This is a genomic window from Nonomuraea sp. NBC_00507 (genome assembly GCF_036013525.1).
In the GTDB taxonomy this organism is placed as follows: domain Bacteria; phylum Actinomycetota; class Actinomycetes; order Streptosporangiales; family Streptosporangiaceae; genus Nonomuraea.
The window spans coordinates 6618577-6634623 of sequence record NZ_CP107853.1 but is presented as its reverse complement, the minus strand read 5'-3'; the positions used below and the strand labels follow the sequence as shown (position 1 = coordinate 6634623).

14 protein-coding genes are annotated in these 16047 nt (G+C 69.4%); 2 read left to right on the top strand and 12 right to left on the bottom strand.

Annotated features, from left to right (window positions below; genetic code table 11):
* Positions 1–79 precede the first annotated feature (79 nt).
* The 9 genes from OHA25_RS32100 to OHA25_RS32060 all read right to left on the bottom strand — a co-directional run bounded on the left by OHA25_RS32100 (position 80) and on the right by OHA25_RS32060 (position 11483).
* On the bottom strand, positions 80–823 hold the full coding sequence (locus OHA25_RS32100; protein ID WP_327580689.1) for an SDR family NAD(P)-dependent oxidoreductase: 744 nt from the start codon (positions 821–823) through the stop codon (positions 80–82).
* 202 nt (positions 824–1025) lie between these two features.
* Entirely contained in the window at positions 1026–2582 is a 1557-nt protein-coding gene (locus OHA25_RS32095) for a phospholipase D family protein (protein WP_327580688.1), read from the bottom strand.
* Between the two features lie 10 nt (positions 2583–2592).
* Entirely contained in the window at positions 2593–3882 is a 1290-nt protein-coding gene (locus OHA25_RS32090; RefSeq protein ID WP_327580687.1) for a sensor histidine kinase, read from the bottom strand.
* Positions 3879–4568, bottom strand: coding sequence for a response regulator transcription factor (locus tag OHA25_RS32085; protein WP_327580686.1), 690 nt, complete (start codon positions 4566–4568; stop codon positions 3879–3881). Before OHA25_RS32085 ends, OHA25_RS32090 begins: the two co-directional genes overlap by 4 nt.
* A gap of 10 nt (positions 4569–4578) precedes the next feature.
* Positions 4579–5967 carry a cation:proton antiporter gene (locus OHA25_RS32080; RefSeq protein WP_327580685.1) on the bottom strand — a complete coding sequence of 463 codons (1389 nt, stop codon included), beginning with the start codon at positions 5965–5967 and terminating at the stop codon, positions 4579–4581.
* Positions 5968–5981: 14 nt separating this feature from the next.
* Positions 5982–7298 (bottom strand): cytochrome P450, encoded by a 1317-nt coding sequence (locus OHA25_RS32075; RefSeq protein ID WP_327580684.1) that lies wholly within the window; start codon positions 7296–7298, stop codon positions 5982–5984.
* Positions 7292–8332 (bottom strand): alpha-hydroxy acid oxidase, encoded by a 1041-nt coding sequence (locus OHA25_RS32070; RefSeq protein ID WP_327580683.1) that lies wholly within the window; start codon positions 8330–8332, stop codon positions 7292–7294. Before OHA25_RS32070 ends, OHA25_RS32075 begins: the two co-directional genes overlap by 7 nt.
* Positions 8333–8334: 2 nt before the next feature.
* Positions 8335–9915: an NAD(P)-binding domain-containing protein gene (locus OHA25_RS32065; RefSeq protein ID WP_327580682.1), complete on the bottom strand. Its 1581-nt coding sequence runs from the start codon at positions 9913–9915 to the stop codon at positions 8335–8337.
* Positions 9916–9986: 71 nt separating this feature from the next.
* Positions 9987–11483, bottom strand: a complete 1497-nt coding sequence (locus OHA25_RS32060) for a class I adenylate-forming enzyme family protein (protein ID WP_327580681.1) — start codon at positions 11481–11483, stop codon at positions 9987–9989.
* 104 nt (positions 11484–11587) lie between these two features.
* Between OHA25_RS32060 and OHA25_RS32055 the strand changes: the two genes are divergently transcribed.
* Complete coding sequence (locus tag OHA25_RS32055; RefSeq protein ID WP_327580680.1) at positions 11588–12277, top strand: sulfotransferase family protein; 690 nt, start codon at positions 11588–11590, stop codon at positions 12275–12277.
* 343 nt (positions 12278–12620) lie between these two features.
* On the opposite strand, the gene OHA25_RS32050 is transcribed toward OHA25_RS32055, so the two are convergent.
* The 3 genes from OHA25_RS32050 to OHA25_RS32040 form a co-directional block, all read right to left on the bottom strand.
* The gene (locus OHA25_RS32050) at positions 12621–13439 is read right to left on the bottom strand and encodes an SLATT domain-containing protein (protein WP_327580679.1); all 819 of its coding nucleotides are present in this window, start codon (positions 13437–13439) and stop codon (positions 12621–12623) included.
* A gap of 595 nt (positions 13440–14034) precedes the next feature.
* Complete coding sequence (locus OHA25_RS32045) at positions 14035–14700, bottom strand: 2'-5' RNA ligase family protein (RefSeq protein ID WP_327580678.1); 666 nt, start codon at positions 14698–14700, stop codon at positions 14035–14037.
* Between the two features lie 10 nt (positions 14701–14710).
* Positions 14711–15511 carry a GntR family transcriptional regulator gene (locus tag OHA25_RS32040; RefSeq protein ID WP_327580677.1) on the bottom strand — a complete coding sequence of 267 codons (801 nt, stop codon included), beginning with the start codon at positions 15509–15511 and terminating at the stop codon, positions 14711–14713.
* Positions 15512–15657: 146 nt separating this feature from the next.
* Between OHA25_RS32040 and OHA25_RS32035 the strand changes: the two genes are divergently transcribed.
* The gene (locus OHA25_RS32035; RefSeq protein ID WP_327580676.1) at positions 15658–15975 is read left to right on the top strand and encodes a hypothetical protein; all 318 of its coding nucleotides are present in this window, start codon (positions 15658–15660) and stop codon (positions 15973–15975) included.
* The last annotated feature ends 72 nt before the right edge of the window (positions 15976–16047 follow it).

The window sequence follows — 16047 nt, the reverse complement described above, 5'->3', positions numbered from 1 at the left end:
TCCCCCTCTGAGCGAGTTCGCGTAGTGCCCTGAGTGCCACAATAGCCGCGGATTCCGCGAAGATCAGTGCTTTCTCAGGTCAGCGCAGGTAGGAGGCGCCGTTCAGGTCGAGGACGGCGCCACTCGCCCATTCGGCGGCCGGCGAGGTCAGATACAGCACGGCGGCGGCGATCTCCTCCGGCCGCGCCACCCTGCCGAACGGGCTCTGCGCCCGGATCGCGTCGCCGCGCGGCGCCTTGAGGTGCTCGTTGGTCATGTCGGTCTCGACGAAGCCGGGCGCCACGGTGGCGACCGCGATGCCGCGCGGCGCCAGGGCGATGGCCAGCGACTGGCCGAACGCGTTCAGCCCGGCCTTGCTGGCGCCGTAGGCGGGGCTGTCGGGCTCGCCGCGGAAGGCGCCGCGCGAGGAGACGTTGACGATCCTGCCGCCGGCGGGCATGTGCTGGAGCGCGCACCAGGTGACGTTGGCGGCGCCGGCGAGGTTGACGTCCAGGGTGCGCCGCCAGGCGGCCTGCCACTGCTCGTAGGTCAGGTCGGTGATGGGGTGGTGGAGGAAGATTCCGGCGTTGTTGACGAGGACGTCGATCCGCCCGAGCGCCCCGGCCGCCGCGTCTGTCATGCGCCGCACGTCCTCGGGGTCGGCCAGGTCGGCCTGGACGACGGCGTGGCCCTGGCCGGGCAGCCCGCCGAGCAGGTCGCCTGCCTCGGCGGCCGAGTCCCGGTGGTGGATCGCGACCCGGTCGCCCTGCTCGGCGAACGCCGCCGCGATCGCGCGCCCGATTCCTCTGGACGCGCCGGTGATGAGAACTCCTCGTCCGCTCATCCGCCGCACAGTAGCCCATGTCCCGACACGTCCCCCCGACCGGGGCCGCACGCCGGTGCGAGCCCTTTGGCGGCGGCGACGTCCCACATCCCGTACCCCGCACGCCGCACTTCGGCGCCCGTCCTAAGGGAGCGGCAGTGGCGCGGCGGACGGCGGAGGCCCGGCAGACGGCGGAGGAGGAGCGTCGGATGCGGGCGGCGGGCTAGAAACGCCCTGAGTGGCGCAGAGGCTGGGGGCGGCCGTCCGGGTCGATGGCGAACCGGTACATCGGCAGGGCCAGCAGTCTCTGGAGCCGCGACAGGGTCGGGGCCGGGTGCGGGCGCAGCCGGCCGGGCGGTCGCGGCCCTGTGCCGCCGCGCCGGTGCCAGTCCTCCAGGCGGGACGCGGCACGCGCGAACGCCTCGAAGGCGGCGACCGGATCGCACAACCGGTCGTGTTCGTCCGAGGGCAGATCCAGGTGCTCGGCCATGAGGGTCAGCCGCAGGTCGCGGGCGAACCGCAGCGCGCCGCGGGGTGGGCGCAGGTCCTCATGCTCGTCCAGGACCGCGCAGCTGAGCTCGGAGTCGTAAGTCCAGGAACGCAGGTTGACGTTGTCGGAGCCGACCTCGGCCCACACGTCGTCCACCACGCACACCTTGGCATGCACGTAGATCGGGGCGCCCGCGTGGTTCTCCAGGTCGTAGACGGTCACCCGGTCGCCGCCGGCCGCGCGCAGCCGCCGCACCGCGTCGGCGCGGCCGATCAGGCTGGCGGGAGCGGCCAACCAGCCGTCCTGGTCGGGGTGGCGCGGCACGACGACGATCATGCGGAGCCCCGGCTGGCGCTCCAGTGCCCGCGCGAACGGCTCGATCACGTCGGTCGACCACAGGTACTGGTCTTCCAGGTAGATCAGCGAGCGGGCGCGGGCCAGCACCTTGAGGTAGGCGTGGGCGATGCTGCGCTCGCCGTGCGGCGCGAACGGGTAACCGCGGCGCAGCGCCGGGTAGGTGCGCAGCAGCTGCACGGTGTGGTGGCCGGCGCGGGGCGGTGGCGGTCCGGGCGCGGGCAGGGCGGGGGCGTCGTCGAGGCGTTCGACGTGGTCCCTCAGGCGACGCAGCGGATCGCGGGTCTCGGGGGCCGGGTCCTGCCAGCGTTCATAGAACACCTCCGCCGCCTGCGCCACCGCGGGGCCGCTGATGGAGAGCTGGACGTCGTGCCAGGGCGGGCGGGGGCCGTACGCGGCGGGCATCGGGGCGGACTGCGGGTCGCCGGTGTGGCCCGCGTCGTCGCGGCGGCTGTGGCACAGGTCGATGCCGCCGACGAAGGCCACGTCCCGTTCGGGGTCGCGGTCGTGGCGCAGGATGACGAACTTCTGGTGGTGGGAGCCGCCCGGCTTGGTGCGCGTGTCCAACTGGGCCTGGCCCCCGGCGACCTCGATCTCCTCGCCCAGGTGGCGGTTCTCGGCCGAGCTGAAACGCAGCCGGTCCAGGTGGGAGCGCCAGATGAGACCGCGGACGACGGCGCCGCGCTCGGCCGCGGCCGTCATCGCCGCGCCCACGGTGGGCCCGTCGGGGGCGAGGCGCTCGTCGGGGTCGCCGCGCCAGTCGGCGAACAGCAGCAGGTCATCCTTGCCCAGCGCCTCCAGGCGGGACTTCAGCTCGGCGAAGTAGGTGGCGCCATGCACGAGCGGGCGCACGTCGTTGCCGGGCGACCAGGGCTCGAGCCGGGTCGCCTGGTTACCCCGTTCCTCCGCGGTGAGGAACCAGTCCTCGATGCGCATCCGCTTCCGGCTACCCCGGCAGCGGATCCCTACGCGAGCTCCGCGCGGGCTCCGGCTCGGGGCGGGGCGGCGGGCCCGTGGTGTCCGCGGGGAGCCGGACGACGAAGACGGCACCCGCTCCGGGGCGGCCGTCCGCGGTGATGGTGCCGTGGTGACCGTCCACCACTTCCCGGACGAGCGCGAGCCCGAGCCCGTACCCGCCGCCCACGAACCGGGTGAACAGCTGCTCGGCGTCGGCAGGGTCGAGGCCCACGCCGTCGTCCCTGACCGTCAACCGCACCACGCCGGCGTCGCTGGAGAGCGTCACCCAGATGTGGCCGCCGGGGCTCGTGTGGCCGAGCGCGTTGTCCAGCAGCGCCGAGACCACCCGCCGCAGCGCGGACTCCACGCCGCGCACGACGTGGTCGCCGGAGCCCTCGCACCTGACCTCGATGCTCACGCCCCGCGCCTGGGCGCGGGCGCTCTCGGCCTCGGCCGTCTCGGCGGCCAGTGCGGCCAGGTCCACCGGCCCGAACGGCCGGCGCAGCTCCTTGTGCTGGGCCGACCGCAGCAGATCCTCGACCACCTCCCCGAGCTGCCTGCAGCCGGTGACGAGCTGGTCCACCTCGTCGATGAGCAGGATGGGGTCGGTGCCGCCGCGCATCCTGCGCGCCAGCAGCTGGGCGCGGGTGCTGAGCCGGGTCAGCGGAGTGCGCAGCTCGTGGCTGACGTCGGCGGCGAAGCGCCGCTGCCGGGCCAGGGCCTCGCCGAGCGGGGCGATCGCGCGGCGGGAGATGACCTGGCCGACGAGTACGGCGGCCAGCAGGCCGGCGATCTCGGCGGCGGCGAGCGTACGCAGCAGCCTGCTGCGTTCCGCGGCCTGGTAACGCAGGTCCATCGCGGCCTGGACGACGGCGTCGCCGCGGCGCTGGGTGCGGATCAGGTAGGTGTGTCCCGCCAGCTCGGCCTGCGTGACCTGCGGCTGGCCGCCGCGGCCGACCCGGTCCAGCTCCGCGTGCACCGGCAGTGCCGCCGGGGCGCCCGGCGAGGCCCGTACGGTGCCGCCGCGCTGCTCGTACAACCACACGCACGACGGCGGCTGGGCGACGTCGGCGCGCTCGGCCGCGGCGGCCAGCTCGCGCCGCGCGGAGGAGCTCTGCTGATGCTCCATGAAACACAGGACGAGCACGCCGACCAGCGCGAGCACGACCGAGATCGCGCCGGCGACCTGCACGGTGAGCCGCCGCCGCGCACGGCCCAGCAGCCGCCGCTCCGGATCGTGGCCCGGGTCGGCCACGAAGGGCCGCCACCGGCCCCTCACAGCTCACCCAGGCGATACCCCACGCCGCGCACGGTGCACACGACCCCCTGCCCCAGCTTGTTGCGCAGGTAGTACACGTAGGTGTCCACGATGGATTCCTTCTGGGCGCCGTCGAAGACCCGCTGCCGCAGCGACCGGCGGGTGTGCACCTGCCGCGGCCGGGTGGCCAGGGCGCGCAGCAAGCGGCATTCCTGCCCGGACAGCGTCACCTGCTCCCCGCTCGGCAGCCGTACGAGGTGCGCCTCGGAGTCCAGCCAGCCCGCGCCGAGCGGCAGCAGGCCGGCCTGGTCGAGGTGCCTGCGGTGCAGGGCCCGCACCCGGGCCAGCAGCTCCTCGACGTCGAACGGTTTGACGAGGTAGTCCTCGGCGCCCGCGTCGAGTCCGGCGACCCGGTCGGCGACCGTGCCGAAGGCGGTGAGCACGAGCGCGGGCGTGGTCACCGCCTGCCGGCGCAGCCGCCGCAGCAGGTCGATTCCGTCCAGGGCGGGCAGGCCGCGGTCGACGATCAGCACGTCGTAGCCGCGGCTCAGGCCCAGGTGCAGTCCCCGCTGCCCCTCCAAGGCCAGATCGACCGTGTATCCCTGCTCGGTGAACAGGTCGGCCAGCATGTGCCCCAGTTCGCGGTCATCTTCGATCAGCAGCAGCCGACGGGAGGGCAGGTCGGCCGTGCCCGATGTCCCAGCCACCAGACCACGTTTACACCATGGTCGTGGAATTACCAGGTCCACTCTGTTCGGAAACCGGCACAGGGGGGCTGACCTGCGAGGCCATTCCGGATTGGACCGGACGGACGGCGTTTTCCGCGAAAGGTTCAAGCGTCCGCTCGAGGCGATCCGGCAGTGCCAGCTTGTAGAGGGGCAGGGCGGCGGCGGTGGTGAGCACGGCCACGAGCACGAGCATGGCGAACAGCTCCTGCGTGATCATGCCTTGGGCCAGGCCGATGTTGATGAAAATGAGGATCATCAGGCCGCGGGCGTTCATGAGCCCGCCCACCGCGTACGACTCCCGCCGGCCGAATCCGATCGCCCGCATCGCCAGTGCGCAGCCGAAGTATTTGCCGCAGAACCCGGCGGCCAGGATCAGCCCGAACGCCAGCAGCATCGTGCCGCCGGCGATGCCGCCGAGGTGGGTGTTGAGCCCGGAGAAGGTGAAGAAGGTCGGCAGCAGCAGCGTGGAGACGACCTCCATCATGCGGCCGTGCAGCACCTCGCGGAAGGCCGGGTCGCGGGGCATGGCCAGGCCGGCGAAGAAGCCGCCGAAGACCGCGTACACGCCGATCCAGTCGGTCAGCCAGCCGGCCGTCAGCGGGATGAGGATGACGGCGTACATGGCGGTGGGGCCGAGCCGGCCGGTGCGGGCCACGGTCCTGCCCATGGGCCGCAGCAGCGGGGCGACGACTTTGAGCATGACGACGGCGAACAGCGCGGTCAGCGCGATGGTGGGCAGCGCTCCCGAGGCTCCGGTGCCGAGGTGCACGGCGGACAGGACGGCCAGGACGCACCAGGCCAGGGCGTCGTCGATGGAGGCCGCCAGCAGGGTGAGCCGGCCGATCGGGGAGTTCTCCAGGCCCCGCTCGTACAGGATCCTGGCCAGCATGGGGAACGCGGTCAGCGACAGCGCGCCGCCGACGAACAGGGCGAAGTGCCACGGGCTGACGTCCGGGCGCGAGAGCGTGTCGTAGAGGAGCAGCCCCACGCCGGCGCCGAGCGCCAGCGAGGGCAGGATGCCCGAGGCGGCCAGCACGGACGCCTTGCGTACCTCGCCGGGGGTGCGGGCGCTGTGGTCGAGGCCCGCGCCGACCAGGAACATGTAGAGGGTCAGGCCGATGGTGCTCAGCACGTACAGGACGGGCCGCACCTCGGGCGGGAACAGGGCGGCCTGGGCCTCGGGGAACAGCCAGCCGAACAGGGTCGGCCCGAGCAGCACGCCGGCGACCATCTCGCCGAGCACCCGCGGCTGCATCACCATGAGCGCCAGCCGGCCGCAGATCGCCGAGGTGATCAGGATGACGACGAGGGCGGGCAGGACCTTGAGCACCAGGGCGAGGTTCGGGTCGGGTGCCGTGACCAGGGCCAGGAGGGGCATAGGGGTTTCTCCGCTCAACGGTCGAGGAAGTAGCGCTCGCACAGGCGCCGCCTGCGCGCGTCCCACACCATGTAGGTGCCGAGGACGAGCTGGACCAGGCTGCGCCAGACGTCCTCCCAGCGGTCGCGCAGGCGCATCCAGGCCAGCGCCGCCGGGCTCGGGCGGGCGGGTTCGGGAGTGTTCAACGGGGTGAGCAGGCACGGTCCCCGATTGGGCAGGGACCGGGTGTGGGCGGCGGACGAGGCGAGGGCGTACCTGCCCAGGACCTCCCGGGTGGCGGCGCGCATCATGATCGGCGCCAGCCGCCACGCGGGACACGGACGGTTGGCGGCGACGCCGAACGGGATGTGGTTGAGCTCCTTGGCCGGCTGCTCAAACCGGCCGGGGTCGAAGCGGTCCGGGTACGCCACGCCGGCCTGGTGGAAGGCCGGGTAGTTGAAGCAGAGCACGGACCCGGCGGGGATCGTGGTGTGCTCGCCGAGCTCGATGTCACCGGTGGTGATGCGGTGCGCGATGCCGAACAACGGGTAGAGCCGCAGGGTCTCGGCGATCACGTGGTCGAGGTAGCGGGGGCCGGCGTGCCGGGCCCGCTCCTGGACCTCCCGGTGCTGGGCGAGGACCATCAGCACGTGGGCCATGGCCTCCGACATCTGCACGACGGCGGTGTTGAAGAACGTGCCCTGCAGATAGAAGGCCTGCTCTTGCGGTGACAGATCGGCCGGCAGCGGGATGCGGACGCGGGAGAGCCGCCCGAGCAGGTAGCGGGTGAGGCGGTGGCGGCGCTCCATGTGGCGCAGGCCGCAGCACTTGAGCGCGGTGACGACGTCGTCGGCGTTGCCGACGATCAGCTCCCTGGCTTCGCGCGGGCACGGCTCGGCGAAGACCAGCTCGTAGGAGAACTCCGCCCAGATCGGCATCATCAGGTCCCGCAGCCGCACCTCGCCCTGAACGCCGTCCAGCGTGCGGGCGGCGCAGCGGCGGGCGAGCTCCTCGGCCTCGGCGCGCGGCACCGCGAGCAGCCCGCGGGTGGTCTTGGCCACGGCGTCGTAGCGATCGCCCGCCTCCAGGTGCTCCTGGTGCATCTCGGGACCGGGCGACAGCCAGTACCAGAACAGGTCCGACAGCGCCGCGCCCCTGCTGCGCCCGCCGGCCATCGGGTGCGAGTAGACCTCCTTGAACCGGTCGACACCGACCAGGTCGCCAGGTACGGAAATGTCCTCGTCACCGTTGATGCGGTTGAAGACCTTCACCCGCAGCGCGACGACGCGGCCGGGCAACCACCACGGCAGGCTCGCCAGCACGGCCACCGCCAGGGCGATCGCGATCACCATGGCCGCACCATGTCCGGGCCGAGCTCGTGGATGGACGCGCGGCCGCACAGGACGAGCGCGTGCTCGATCTCCGCGCGGAGCAGGCCGAGCACCCGCGACACCCCGCGCTGTCCGTCCGCCGCGAGACCCCAGATGACCGGCCGGCCGACCGCGACCGCGGCGGCGCCCAGCGCCAGGGCCTTGAGCACGTCGGTGCCGCGCCGCACGCCGCCGTCCAGCAGGACGGGCATGGCGCCGCCGACGGCCGCGACGACGCCGGGCAGCAGGTCGATCGTGGCCGGTGCGGTGTCGAGCTGGCGGCCGCCGTGGTTCGACACCATGATCGCCGACGCGTGGTGGTCGAGCGCGAGGCGGGCGTCGGCCGGGTGCGTGATGCCCTTCAGCACGATCGGCAGCGACGTCATCTCCCTGAGCCGGTCGATGTGCTCCCACGACAGCTCGGGAGTCATGACGATGGGCCGCACCCGGTCCCCGTCTCTGAGGTTCTCGCAGCACAGGTGCTCGGGCAGGTCGTGGAAGCCGTTGCGCAGATCCCGCTCACGCCGCCCGAGCACGGGCGAGTCCACGGTGACGACCAGCGCCTTGCAGCCGGCCGCCGCGGCACGCCGCACGATCTTCTCGGTGAAGGCCAGGTCGGGCTGGATGTACAGCTGGAACCAGAGCTCGGCGCCCGGCGCCGCGGCCGCCACGTCCTCGATGGCGACGGTCGCGGCCATGCTGACGATCATGATGGTCTCGGCGGCGGCGACCGCCCTGGCCGTGGCCCGCTCGCCCTCGGGGTCGGCGAGCCGGTGGAACGCGGTCGGCGCCACCAGCACCGGCATGGCCGCGCGGCTGCCCAGCAGGGTGACGTCGGTCTGGAGCTTCGCGGCGCCGCGCAGCACCCGCGGCACCAGGGCGAGCCGGGCGAAGGCGGCCTCGTTGGCCCGCACCGTGACCTCGTCCCCGGCGCCGCCGGCGAAGTAGTCGTAGTGCGCGGGTTCGAGCCGGGCCCGGGCCTCGGCCTCGAACCCGCGCAGGGTCCACTGGTCCATGATCAGACCGGTACGGAGGCGGTCTGGCGGGCGAAGAAGGCCCGGAGCGGCTCGACGTGGACCTCCTCGGACGTCCACTCGTTCTCCAGGTTCTCCGTGATGTGGTGGGCGAGCGGCGGCTTGCCCGGCCGGTGGTGCCGCACCACGGGGTGCAGGTAGTGGCCCTCGTGGGCGCGAGCCGCGTCGCTCTGGCTGATGCGGGCCACCTCGATGTCGAACGGGTCCACCTTGTCGTGGTCGGGACCGTACTCCAGGGTGATGGTGAAGTGGCCGCGGTCGCCGATCGGCGGGCCCTGCAGGTCGTACGGCAGCTCCTCCAGGTAACGGGCGGTGCCGTCACCGCGAGCTCCGTCGATGACGATCACGTCCGCCAGCAGCCCGAACTGCTGCCACAGGGCCGAGGTGCGGTTGACCCGGTCGATGACGGCGGCCGCGAGCGGCCCTGGCTCGGCCGGGAGGATCCTGGCGGGCCACGGGACGCCGTGGTAGCGGGATTCCAGGATGCGGTGGAGGGCGCGGGCGCCGTACCGGAAACCGTGGATGAAGCCGCTGGTGCCGCGTTTGAAGTCGCGGGACTGGGTGATCGTGCCGGCGAAGTACAGGCCGGGCACGTTGACGGACTCGTAGGCGGGGGTGAGCGCGGGGAACCTGTTGTTGATCACCAGCTCGGGCCGGCAGTCGTCGGCGAAGATCGAGGCGTCGAAGCGGAAGCCGGTGCAGACGATCACCCGGTCGTACGGGATGTCCTTGGTGACCTCGTTGACGCGGGCGAAGGCCACCGTGACCAGGTAGGTGCCGTCGGGCGTGCGCGCGATGTTCCTGACGTCGCCGTCGAGCAGGGCGTTCTGGGACTTGAGCTGGTAGGTGTCGAGCAGGCCGTTGTTGACCGCGCGCAGGTGGCCGACGTAGTGGGTGCGCCAGGCCATGCGGACGGAACGAGGGCCGGCGACGTGGATGACCGCGGCGGTCTCGAGGAGGTTGTCAGCCGTCTCGAACGCGGAGTTGCCCTTGCCGATGATGAGCACCCGCTGGTTCACGTAGTCCGCCGGGTCGGTGGAGGCGGTGCCGTACCGGTCGGCGGTCTCGATGCCCGGGATGGGCGGGAGGTTGGGGCGGGTGACGCCGGTCGCGACGATCACCCGTCGCGCCTCGTACCTGCGGCCCTGCTCGTCGGTCACCACGAACGCCCCGCGCTGATCATGGGGCCGCTCGACGCGGACCACGCGGGCGTCGTACGAGATCCGCAGCCCGGTGCGCTCGGCGAAGTCGGCGAGGTAGCGGACCATGTCGTCGGCGTGCGGGAAGTACCGGTCGCTGTAGCGGGTGAACAGCAGGCCCGGGTCGTCCGACAGCAGCGAGTTCCAGTCCATCCGGAGGTTGAGCTCGGGGTCGTCCCAGCCGGTGTGCTTCTTGTTGATCGAGATGAGCGTGCGATGGCGGGGGAAGATCCGGAAGAACTGGCTCGGCGCCGGCCCCGCCTCGAGGATCCGGTACGAGTGACCTGCCCGGTGCAGGAAGTACCCCAGCTGCAGGCCCGCCGGGCCCGCGCCGATCACCAGGTAGTCCAGGGCGTTGTCCGGCACTGACGCCTCCGCTCACGGCAAGGTGGTTGAAAGGACAACATCAGTGTGGGCGGGCAATTCTCAGAGATTGCTCAGAGAAACCGGGCCAGCAGGGCGCGCTTGTCCGGCTTGCCGCTGGCGGCGACGGGCACGGCGGGCACCATCGTGATCGTCTTGGGCACGCTGTCGTCGCCGAGCTCGGCCCTGACCAGCGCGGACAGGACGGCGGAGTCCGGGACGCGGCCGGGCGCCGGGACGACGAACGCGTGCACGGCCTCACCGGTGTCCTCGTCGGGAGCGCCGGCCACGTACGCCTCGTCCACGTCGGGGTGGGCGGCCAGGGCGCGCTCGATCGGTCCCGCGTACACGACCATCGCGTTGACCATGATCGCGTCGCGGGTCCGCCCGGCCAGGTGCAGGAAGCCGCCGTCGTCCACGTGACCGAGGTCGCGGGTGTTGAGCCAGCCGTTCCGCAGCGTGTCGCGGGTCTCCTCCTCCTCGCCCCAGTAGCCGGACATCACGTACGGGCTGCGTACGTGGATCTCGCCCGTCTCGCCCGGCGGCAGCTCCCAGCCGTCCTCGTCACGCACGCTGATCTCGACCCCGGGATGCGGCCGGCCCACCGAGTCCAGCCCGCGGCCCGCGGCGATGTGCTCAGGCGTGAGCATGGCGACGTTGCCTGCCTCGGTCTGCCCGTAGCCCTGGTAGACGACGGGGCCGAGCCGTTCGGCCGCCGCGGCCAGCCGCTTGGCGCTGATCGGCGAGCCGGACACCATGAGCGCCCGCAGGCTGCCGACGTCCGCCGGCTGCTCCTCCAGCAGGCGCACCATCTGGAACAGCCTCGGCACGGTGATGATGGACCCGGTGATGCGGTGACGCTCGATCGCGTACGGGAACAGCGGCCGCCCGTCCTCCTCCGGGATCACGGCCGTGCCGCCGCCCAGCAGGCACGGCGCGACGAACTCGAGCACGACCATGCTGGCGAGCGTGCCGAACAGCAGATAACGCTCGAAGTCCCGGGCGAGGGCGGCCGCGACCGGCCCCCAGGCACGCGGCTGCCACGCCCAGTGCTCGCTCAGCGCCCGGTAGGTGATCGAGCAGCCCTTGGGCCGCCCGGTGCTGCCGCTGGTGAACACCAGCGCGGCCACGTCGTCCGGCCGGGCCTGCACCGTGAGCGGGCGGCCGTCGTCGGGGTGCGCCAGCAGGTCGACCGCCCCCGCGCACGGGCCCAGCGACAGCGCGGGCTTGGTGAACAGCTCGGGCGCCGCGGTGGCCGGATCCACGAGCACCATGTCCACGTCCATGCCGAGCACGTGGGCGAGCTGGCCGGGGGCGTATCCGGGGCGGATGCCCACGACGCGGCAGCCGAGCGCGTGCGCGGCCATGTGGGCGGCGAAGGCCTCGGGCGTGACGGAGGTGCGCACGGCCACCGCCCGGCCGGGACCCAGCCCCGCGTCGGCCAGCGCGCCCGTCAGCCGCCGGATGAGGTCCAGCAGCTCGCCTCGCGAGACGGTGCGGCCGGCGTGCTCGAAGGCGGGGGTGCCGGGCGCTGCGCGCAGCGCGTCGAACAGGGGGTGCGGGAAGAGCATGGCCGGCTCCTCTGGGCATCCGGGGCGGGTCGTCGTAGAACTGAACTCACGGTAGAGGGCGCGGATCAGAGGCGCATCAGAGATGCGAGACGCGGGAGGACTCCGTGAAGGTGATCGGCGCGGGTTTCGGCCGGACGGGCACGCGGTCGCTGAAGGCGGCGCTCGAACTGCTGGGGTACGGTCCCTGCTATCACATGGCGTCGGTCATCGCCGAGCCGTACCGGGTGCGGCAGTGGCTCGACGTCGGCGAGGGGCGCTCACAGGACTGGGACGAGGTGTTCCGCGGCTTCCAGTCGGCGGTCGACTGGCCGGCCTCGGCGTACTGGCGCGAGCTGACCGCACACTACCCGGACGCCAAGGTCGTCCTGACCGTGCGCGACCCCGGCCGCTGGTACGACAGCGTCAGCGAGACCATCTTCCGCAGCGCCCTGGCCGAGCGGCAGCGGCTGCCCCTGCGCCGCCGGGTGGTGCGCCGGCTGATCGCGTGGCGGGCGCCGGACTTCGCGCTCTACCCGCGCATGGCCAGGGCCACCGTCATCGACCGGATCTTCGACGGCCGCGTCGACGACCGCGACCACGTGCTCGGCGTGTACGAGCGGCACACCGCCGAGGTCAAGGCGGCGCTGCCGGCCGGGCGGCTGCTGGTGTTCGATGTGCGGGACGGGTGGGAGCCGCTGTGTGCGTTCCTCGGCGTGCCCGTGCCGGCCGAGCCGTTCCCGCAGGTGAACGAGCGGGCGGCGTGGGCCGCCAAACGCCCGCGCAGGCAGGTGAGCCTCATCCTGCGCGGCCGCTAGGGCGAGAGCGAGGTCAGAGCGCCGTCAGGAGGTCGTCGATCCTCACCGGCGTCAGCGACGGAGCTCGGCCACCGTCGGGCGGCGGAGCTGCACACAGTCACTCGGAAGATCAAAAGGGCCACTCCCCGCGTGTGGGGTGTGGCCCTTGACCTGTGTGGGCGATACTGGGATCGAACCAGTGACCTCTTCGGTGTGAAGCAGACAGCCGGACTTAATGATCAGGCGTGTGCGCAGGTAGAGGCTGCAATCAGAGTGCACCGACGTGCACGGCCAGACCTCGTTGAGCGTCCCGGATGTCACGCAGTTTGTCACTCGTTCGGTCAGGGTCACGTTTTGAGTTATTTTAGTGTTGTGTGTTTTCAGTTGGCTGATCCAGCTGTTGCTCTCGCTTCCTTTGTTCGCTCCTAAGCGCTTCGACTCGTGTAGCAAACTCTCCAATTGCATTTTCGGGATCCCTTTCTCCACCATATCGGCCAATACGGAGTTCTAGACTGCTTTTCTCTTCATCAATGGCATCGGCGGTCTGCTGAAGATAGAATCCCCGCTCTCGGAATTTAAAGTATCCAGTGAATCCCGAAGCTATCCCTACAGCAAAGGTGGTTCCTACGAGTACCCATTTCTGAAAACCTTCAATTTCGGCCAGTCCGGCTACGGTAGACGACGCCAGAGAGCCAACAATTATTAGAGATTGCAGGAGATTATGAACGCGGCGATAGTATCTTTGCCCAATTCTATATTGTTCAATTATCTGCGACACACCTTCTCGGTAGATGTGCCTAGAGGTTGAAGGCGTAAGATTCGTTCGCGCAGCATAGAGCCGTTTTCTTTCTACAGCGATTTCGAGCCTGAGACGCCTATCGTTTATATATGTCGATTCCCACGAGGGGAGTTCGGACTCACTGTTTCTGTATAGAAGTATGCCTGAAATGATCGCCAGCACTATTACTGTTGGCACGCACGCAATGTTAATGCGTGTCATGTCATATCTTCCCCATGTGAAAATATTGGCCAATATAACAACAGGGAGCAGGGCGGCCGTAGCACCCCATACTGTTATGAAGATGAATCGATATGTCCGAGCACTTTTGAGTTCTTGGCGAATTTCTATTATCCGCCCGTTGTGATTTAAGAGCTCTTCGATTGCCTGCTGCTCTGCAAGCATAGTTTCAGGATTCACTAATATGCGCCTTTGGAGTTTTAATGGATTGATAGGGGATTGCCTAATGGCCAATAGATACCCTATCCAGCTTATATTGGGCGTCGTCGTCTGTCTTCCCCATCTATCATCGTCCCCGCCTCCGACGGTGGACGCCTGTCCTGCCCGTCTGCCGTCGTCCCACCCGTTGGGTAGCGGGCCAGCCGCGGGGCTGCCCTGCCGTGCGCCCGGCGCCAGGGCCGTGATGGAGCGGAGGCGGCCCCGCGGCTGGTCTGCTAGGGCTTGCCCCTGGGACGACGGCAGGCGGGCAGGTTCCACCGCAACCCAACCGACACGGAACAATCGCGGCCTGCCCGGAGCCGGAGTGCCCCCGCCGGAGGCTTGCAGTAAGGCCAGCCCCGTGGCGCGCAGCCGCATGCGCTGATGAGCTCAACCCCGTAACCCGAGTAGTGCGCTACCCATGCGGCCCTGACTCTCGTCCGCGCCAGCCGACCGGCGTTCTGCGGGTCGGGCATGGAGCTCAAGTGGAGTGCCCGGCCCGCGTCGCGTCGGCGGCGCGTGCGGCCCGGTCAGGGCCGCTTTAAGTATGAGAAGAAAGTTCTCACAGGTAATGGATGGCCCGATGTGGAAGGCGGGGCGAACCGATGGGGATGTGGATTGCTTTCGTCCACTCATACATGCGTCGATCACGGTGGAACACCATGAGCGACACGTGCGAGAGAGTGACCTCGACAGGGTCCGCGTCGATCATGTCGAGGGCCTGTGCAATGTGTTCGGTCGCGCTCTCCGTGTTGACGTATGCGACGCTGACATGCGGACGGTACGGGCGTGAGTCAGGTTCTATGGCCTGCGCCGTTGTGATGGCCGTGCGGCAGGCTGCTCGGAGTTCCTGGATCTGCGTTGCAGGCACGGCTGGTAGGTAGATGGCTTCCGGCACGATGACTGGCCGATGGAAGGTTACGACAGGAGGAGTTGTCCGTCGTAGCTCCGATCGAACAGCGTCCTCGATCTTCTCCACCATCTCGTTGCTGATCTCGTCCGTGAATCCGATGCCCTGCATGGTGAGATGCAGCCAGGGGCGCGGGATGAGATCTAGAACAGGGAAGGTCTTCAACGCTTCCTGGTAACGATCAACCAGGCTGTGAAGCTCGGGTTGGTCTTCAAAAGAAAGATGGCACGCGTAGTAGTGCCGTCCTTCGCGCCAGCCGGGCCGCCACCACCAGTGGTTACGGACCTCGGGCACGCGCTCGATCGTGGTGTGATCCATGATGATCCTTCTAAATGTCGGACGGCACGTCAGGAGGCTCCGGTTCTTGCGTGATCGGGTATTCGTCGATGATCACGATGCGATCGGCAGGCCAGACGGATTCTGAGACCTCCAAGAGAGCCCCATCGTGGGCTCGTGCGACGTGGATTACATGGATGACCTGGCTGCCGGTGGCCAAGTCAAGGAGATCGCTTTCGGTGGCGGTGGGGACACGAACCAGCCACTGATCCTGAGCGTGCGCGTACTGCTTGCCGCTGAGGTCCTCCATGCAGAGAAAGAGCGCTTTGGGCACGACCGAAGGCTCCTCAAGGAAGGTGCCGTTGGCGTACTCCATTGGGAGGTAGCTTGCTCCGAGCTCTTCAGGTTTCCGGGTCTCCCGATCTCGAAGAGTCCGGCGCCGGATGACCATCTGGGTGCCTTCGTCAAGACCTGCCGCTTCGGCGATGTGTGGTGGCACTGGGCCAGTACCGGCGAACGTGATCTCGTGCTCAAGGTGTGAGGTCAGAAGCTTCTTGTCACTTCTTGCTCTGCCGTACCGCGAACGAGAGCGGCGTTGCAGGCGTCGGTTTTCCTTCACGAACGTTCCCACACCGTGCCGGGACTCGATGAGACCTTCGGCGCGCAGTAGTGCGATGGCCTGGCGCAGCGTCGGCAAGCTCAGGCTTGGCAGCTGGGATCGGAAGCGATCGAGGAGTGTGGTTTCTGCTGGTAGGCGGTCGCCTGGCCGATAGACGCCATCTCTGATGTCGCGTCGCAGCTCATCGGCGATTCGGTGGTACTTGGGTGCCTTTGCACCGAGTTCGTCAGTCACAGATTTCCTCCGACACCAAGCATATTCCTATAGAGGACTTGACGAGAAGTGGGGCACATGTAACTCTCCAAGAGTCCTATAGAGGACAAGTCCATTAGGGGAGTGCACCGAGAGGCGGTGTAGCCCTCGATCCGGAGGTGAGCTCTGTGAAGCTCTTCATCGACGTCACCGGCAAGTCGTTCATGGTGACGAAGGAAGCGGTAGAGAAGTCCGACCAGAACGGGCGTCAGAAGTCCGAGCGGGAGACCGGCCGACCGATGTGGGTCACGCAGGTCATGGCGCTGGACGAGACGGGCGGCGAGATGATCAACGTCACTACGGCCGGTGAAAGGCCCACGGTGACCGTTGGTTCTCAGGTCGCCCTGTTCAAGCTGGAGGCACTGCCTTGGGCGACCAACGGTCGCAACGGCGTGGCCTTCCGCGCGGCTGACATCAAGCTCGCTGGTGCTTCGGCCACCAAGTAGACCGCATTCCTGATCTTCGTCAGCTGAATCGTCGAAGATCGCACAAAGAGATCACCTGGAGATTCGTTGCCA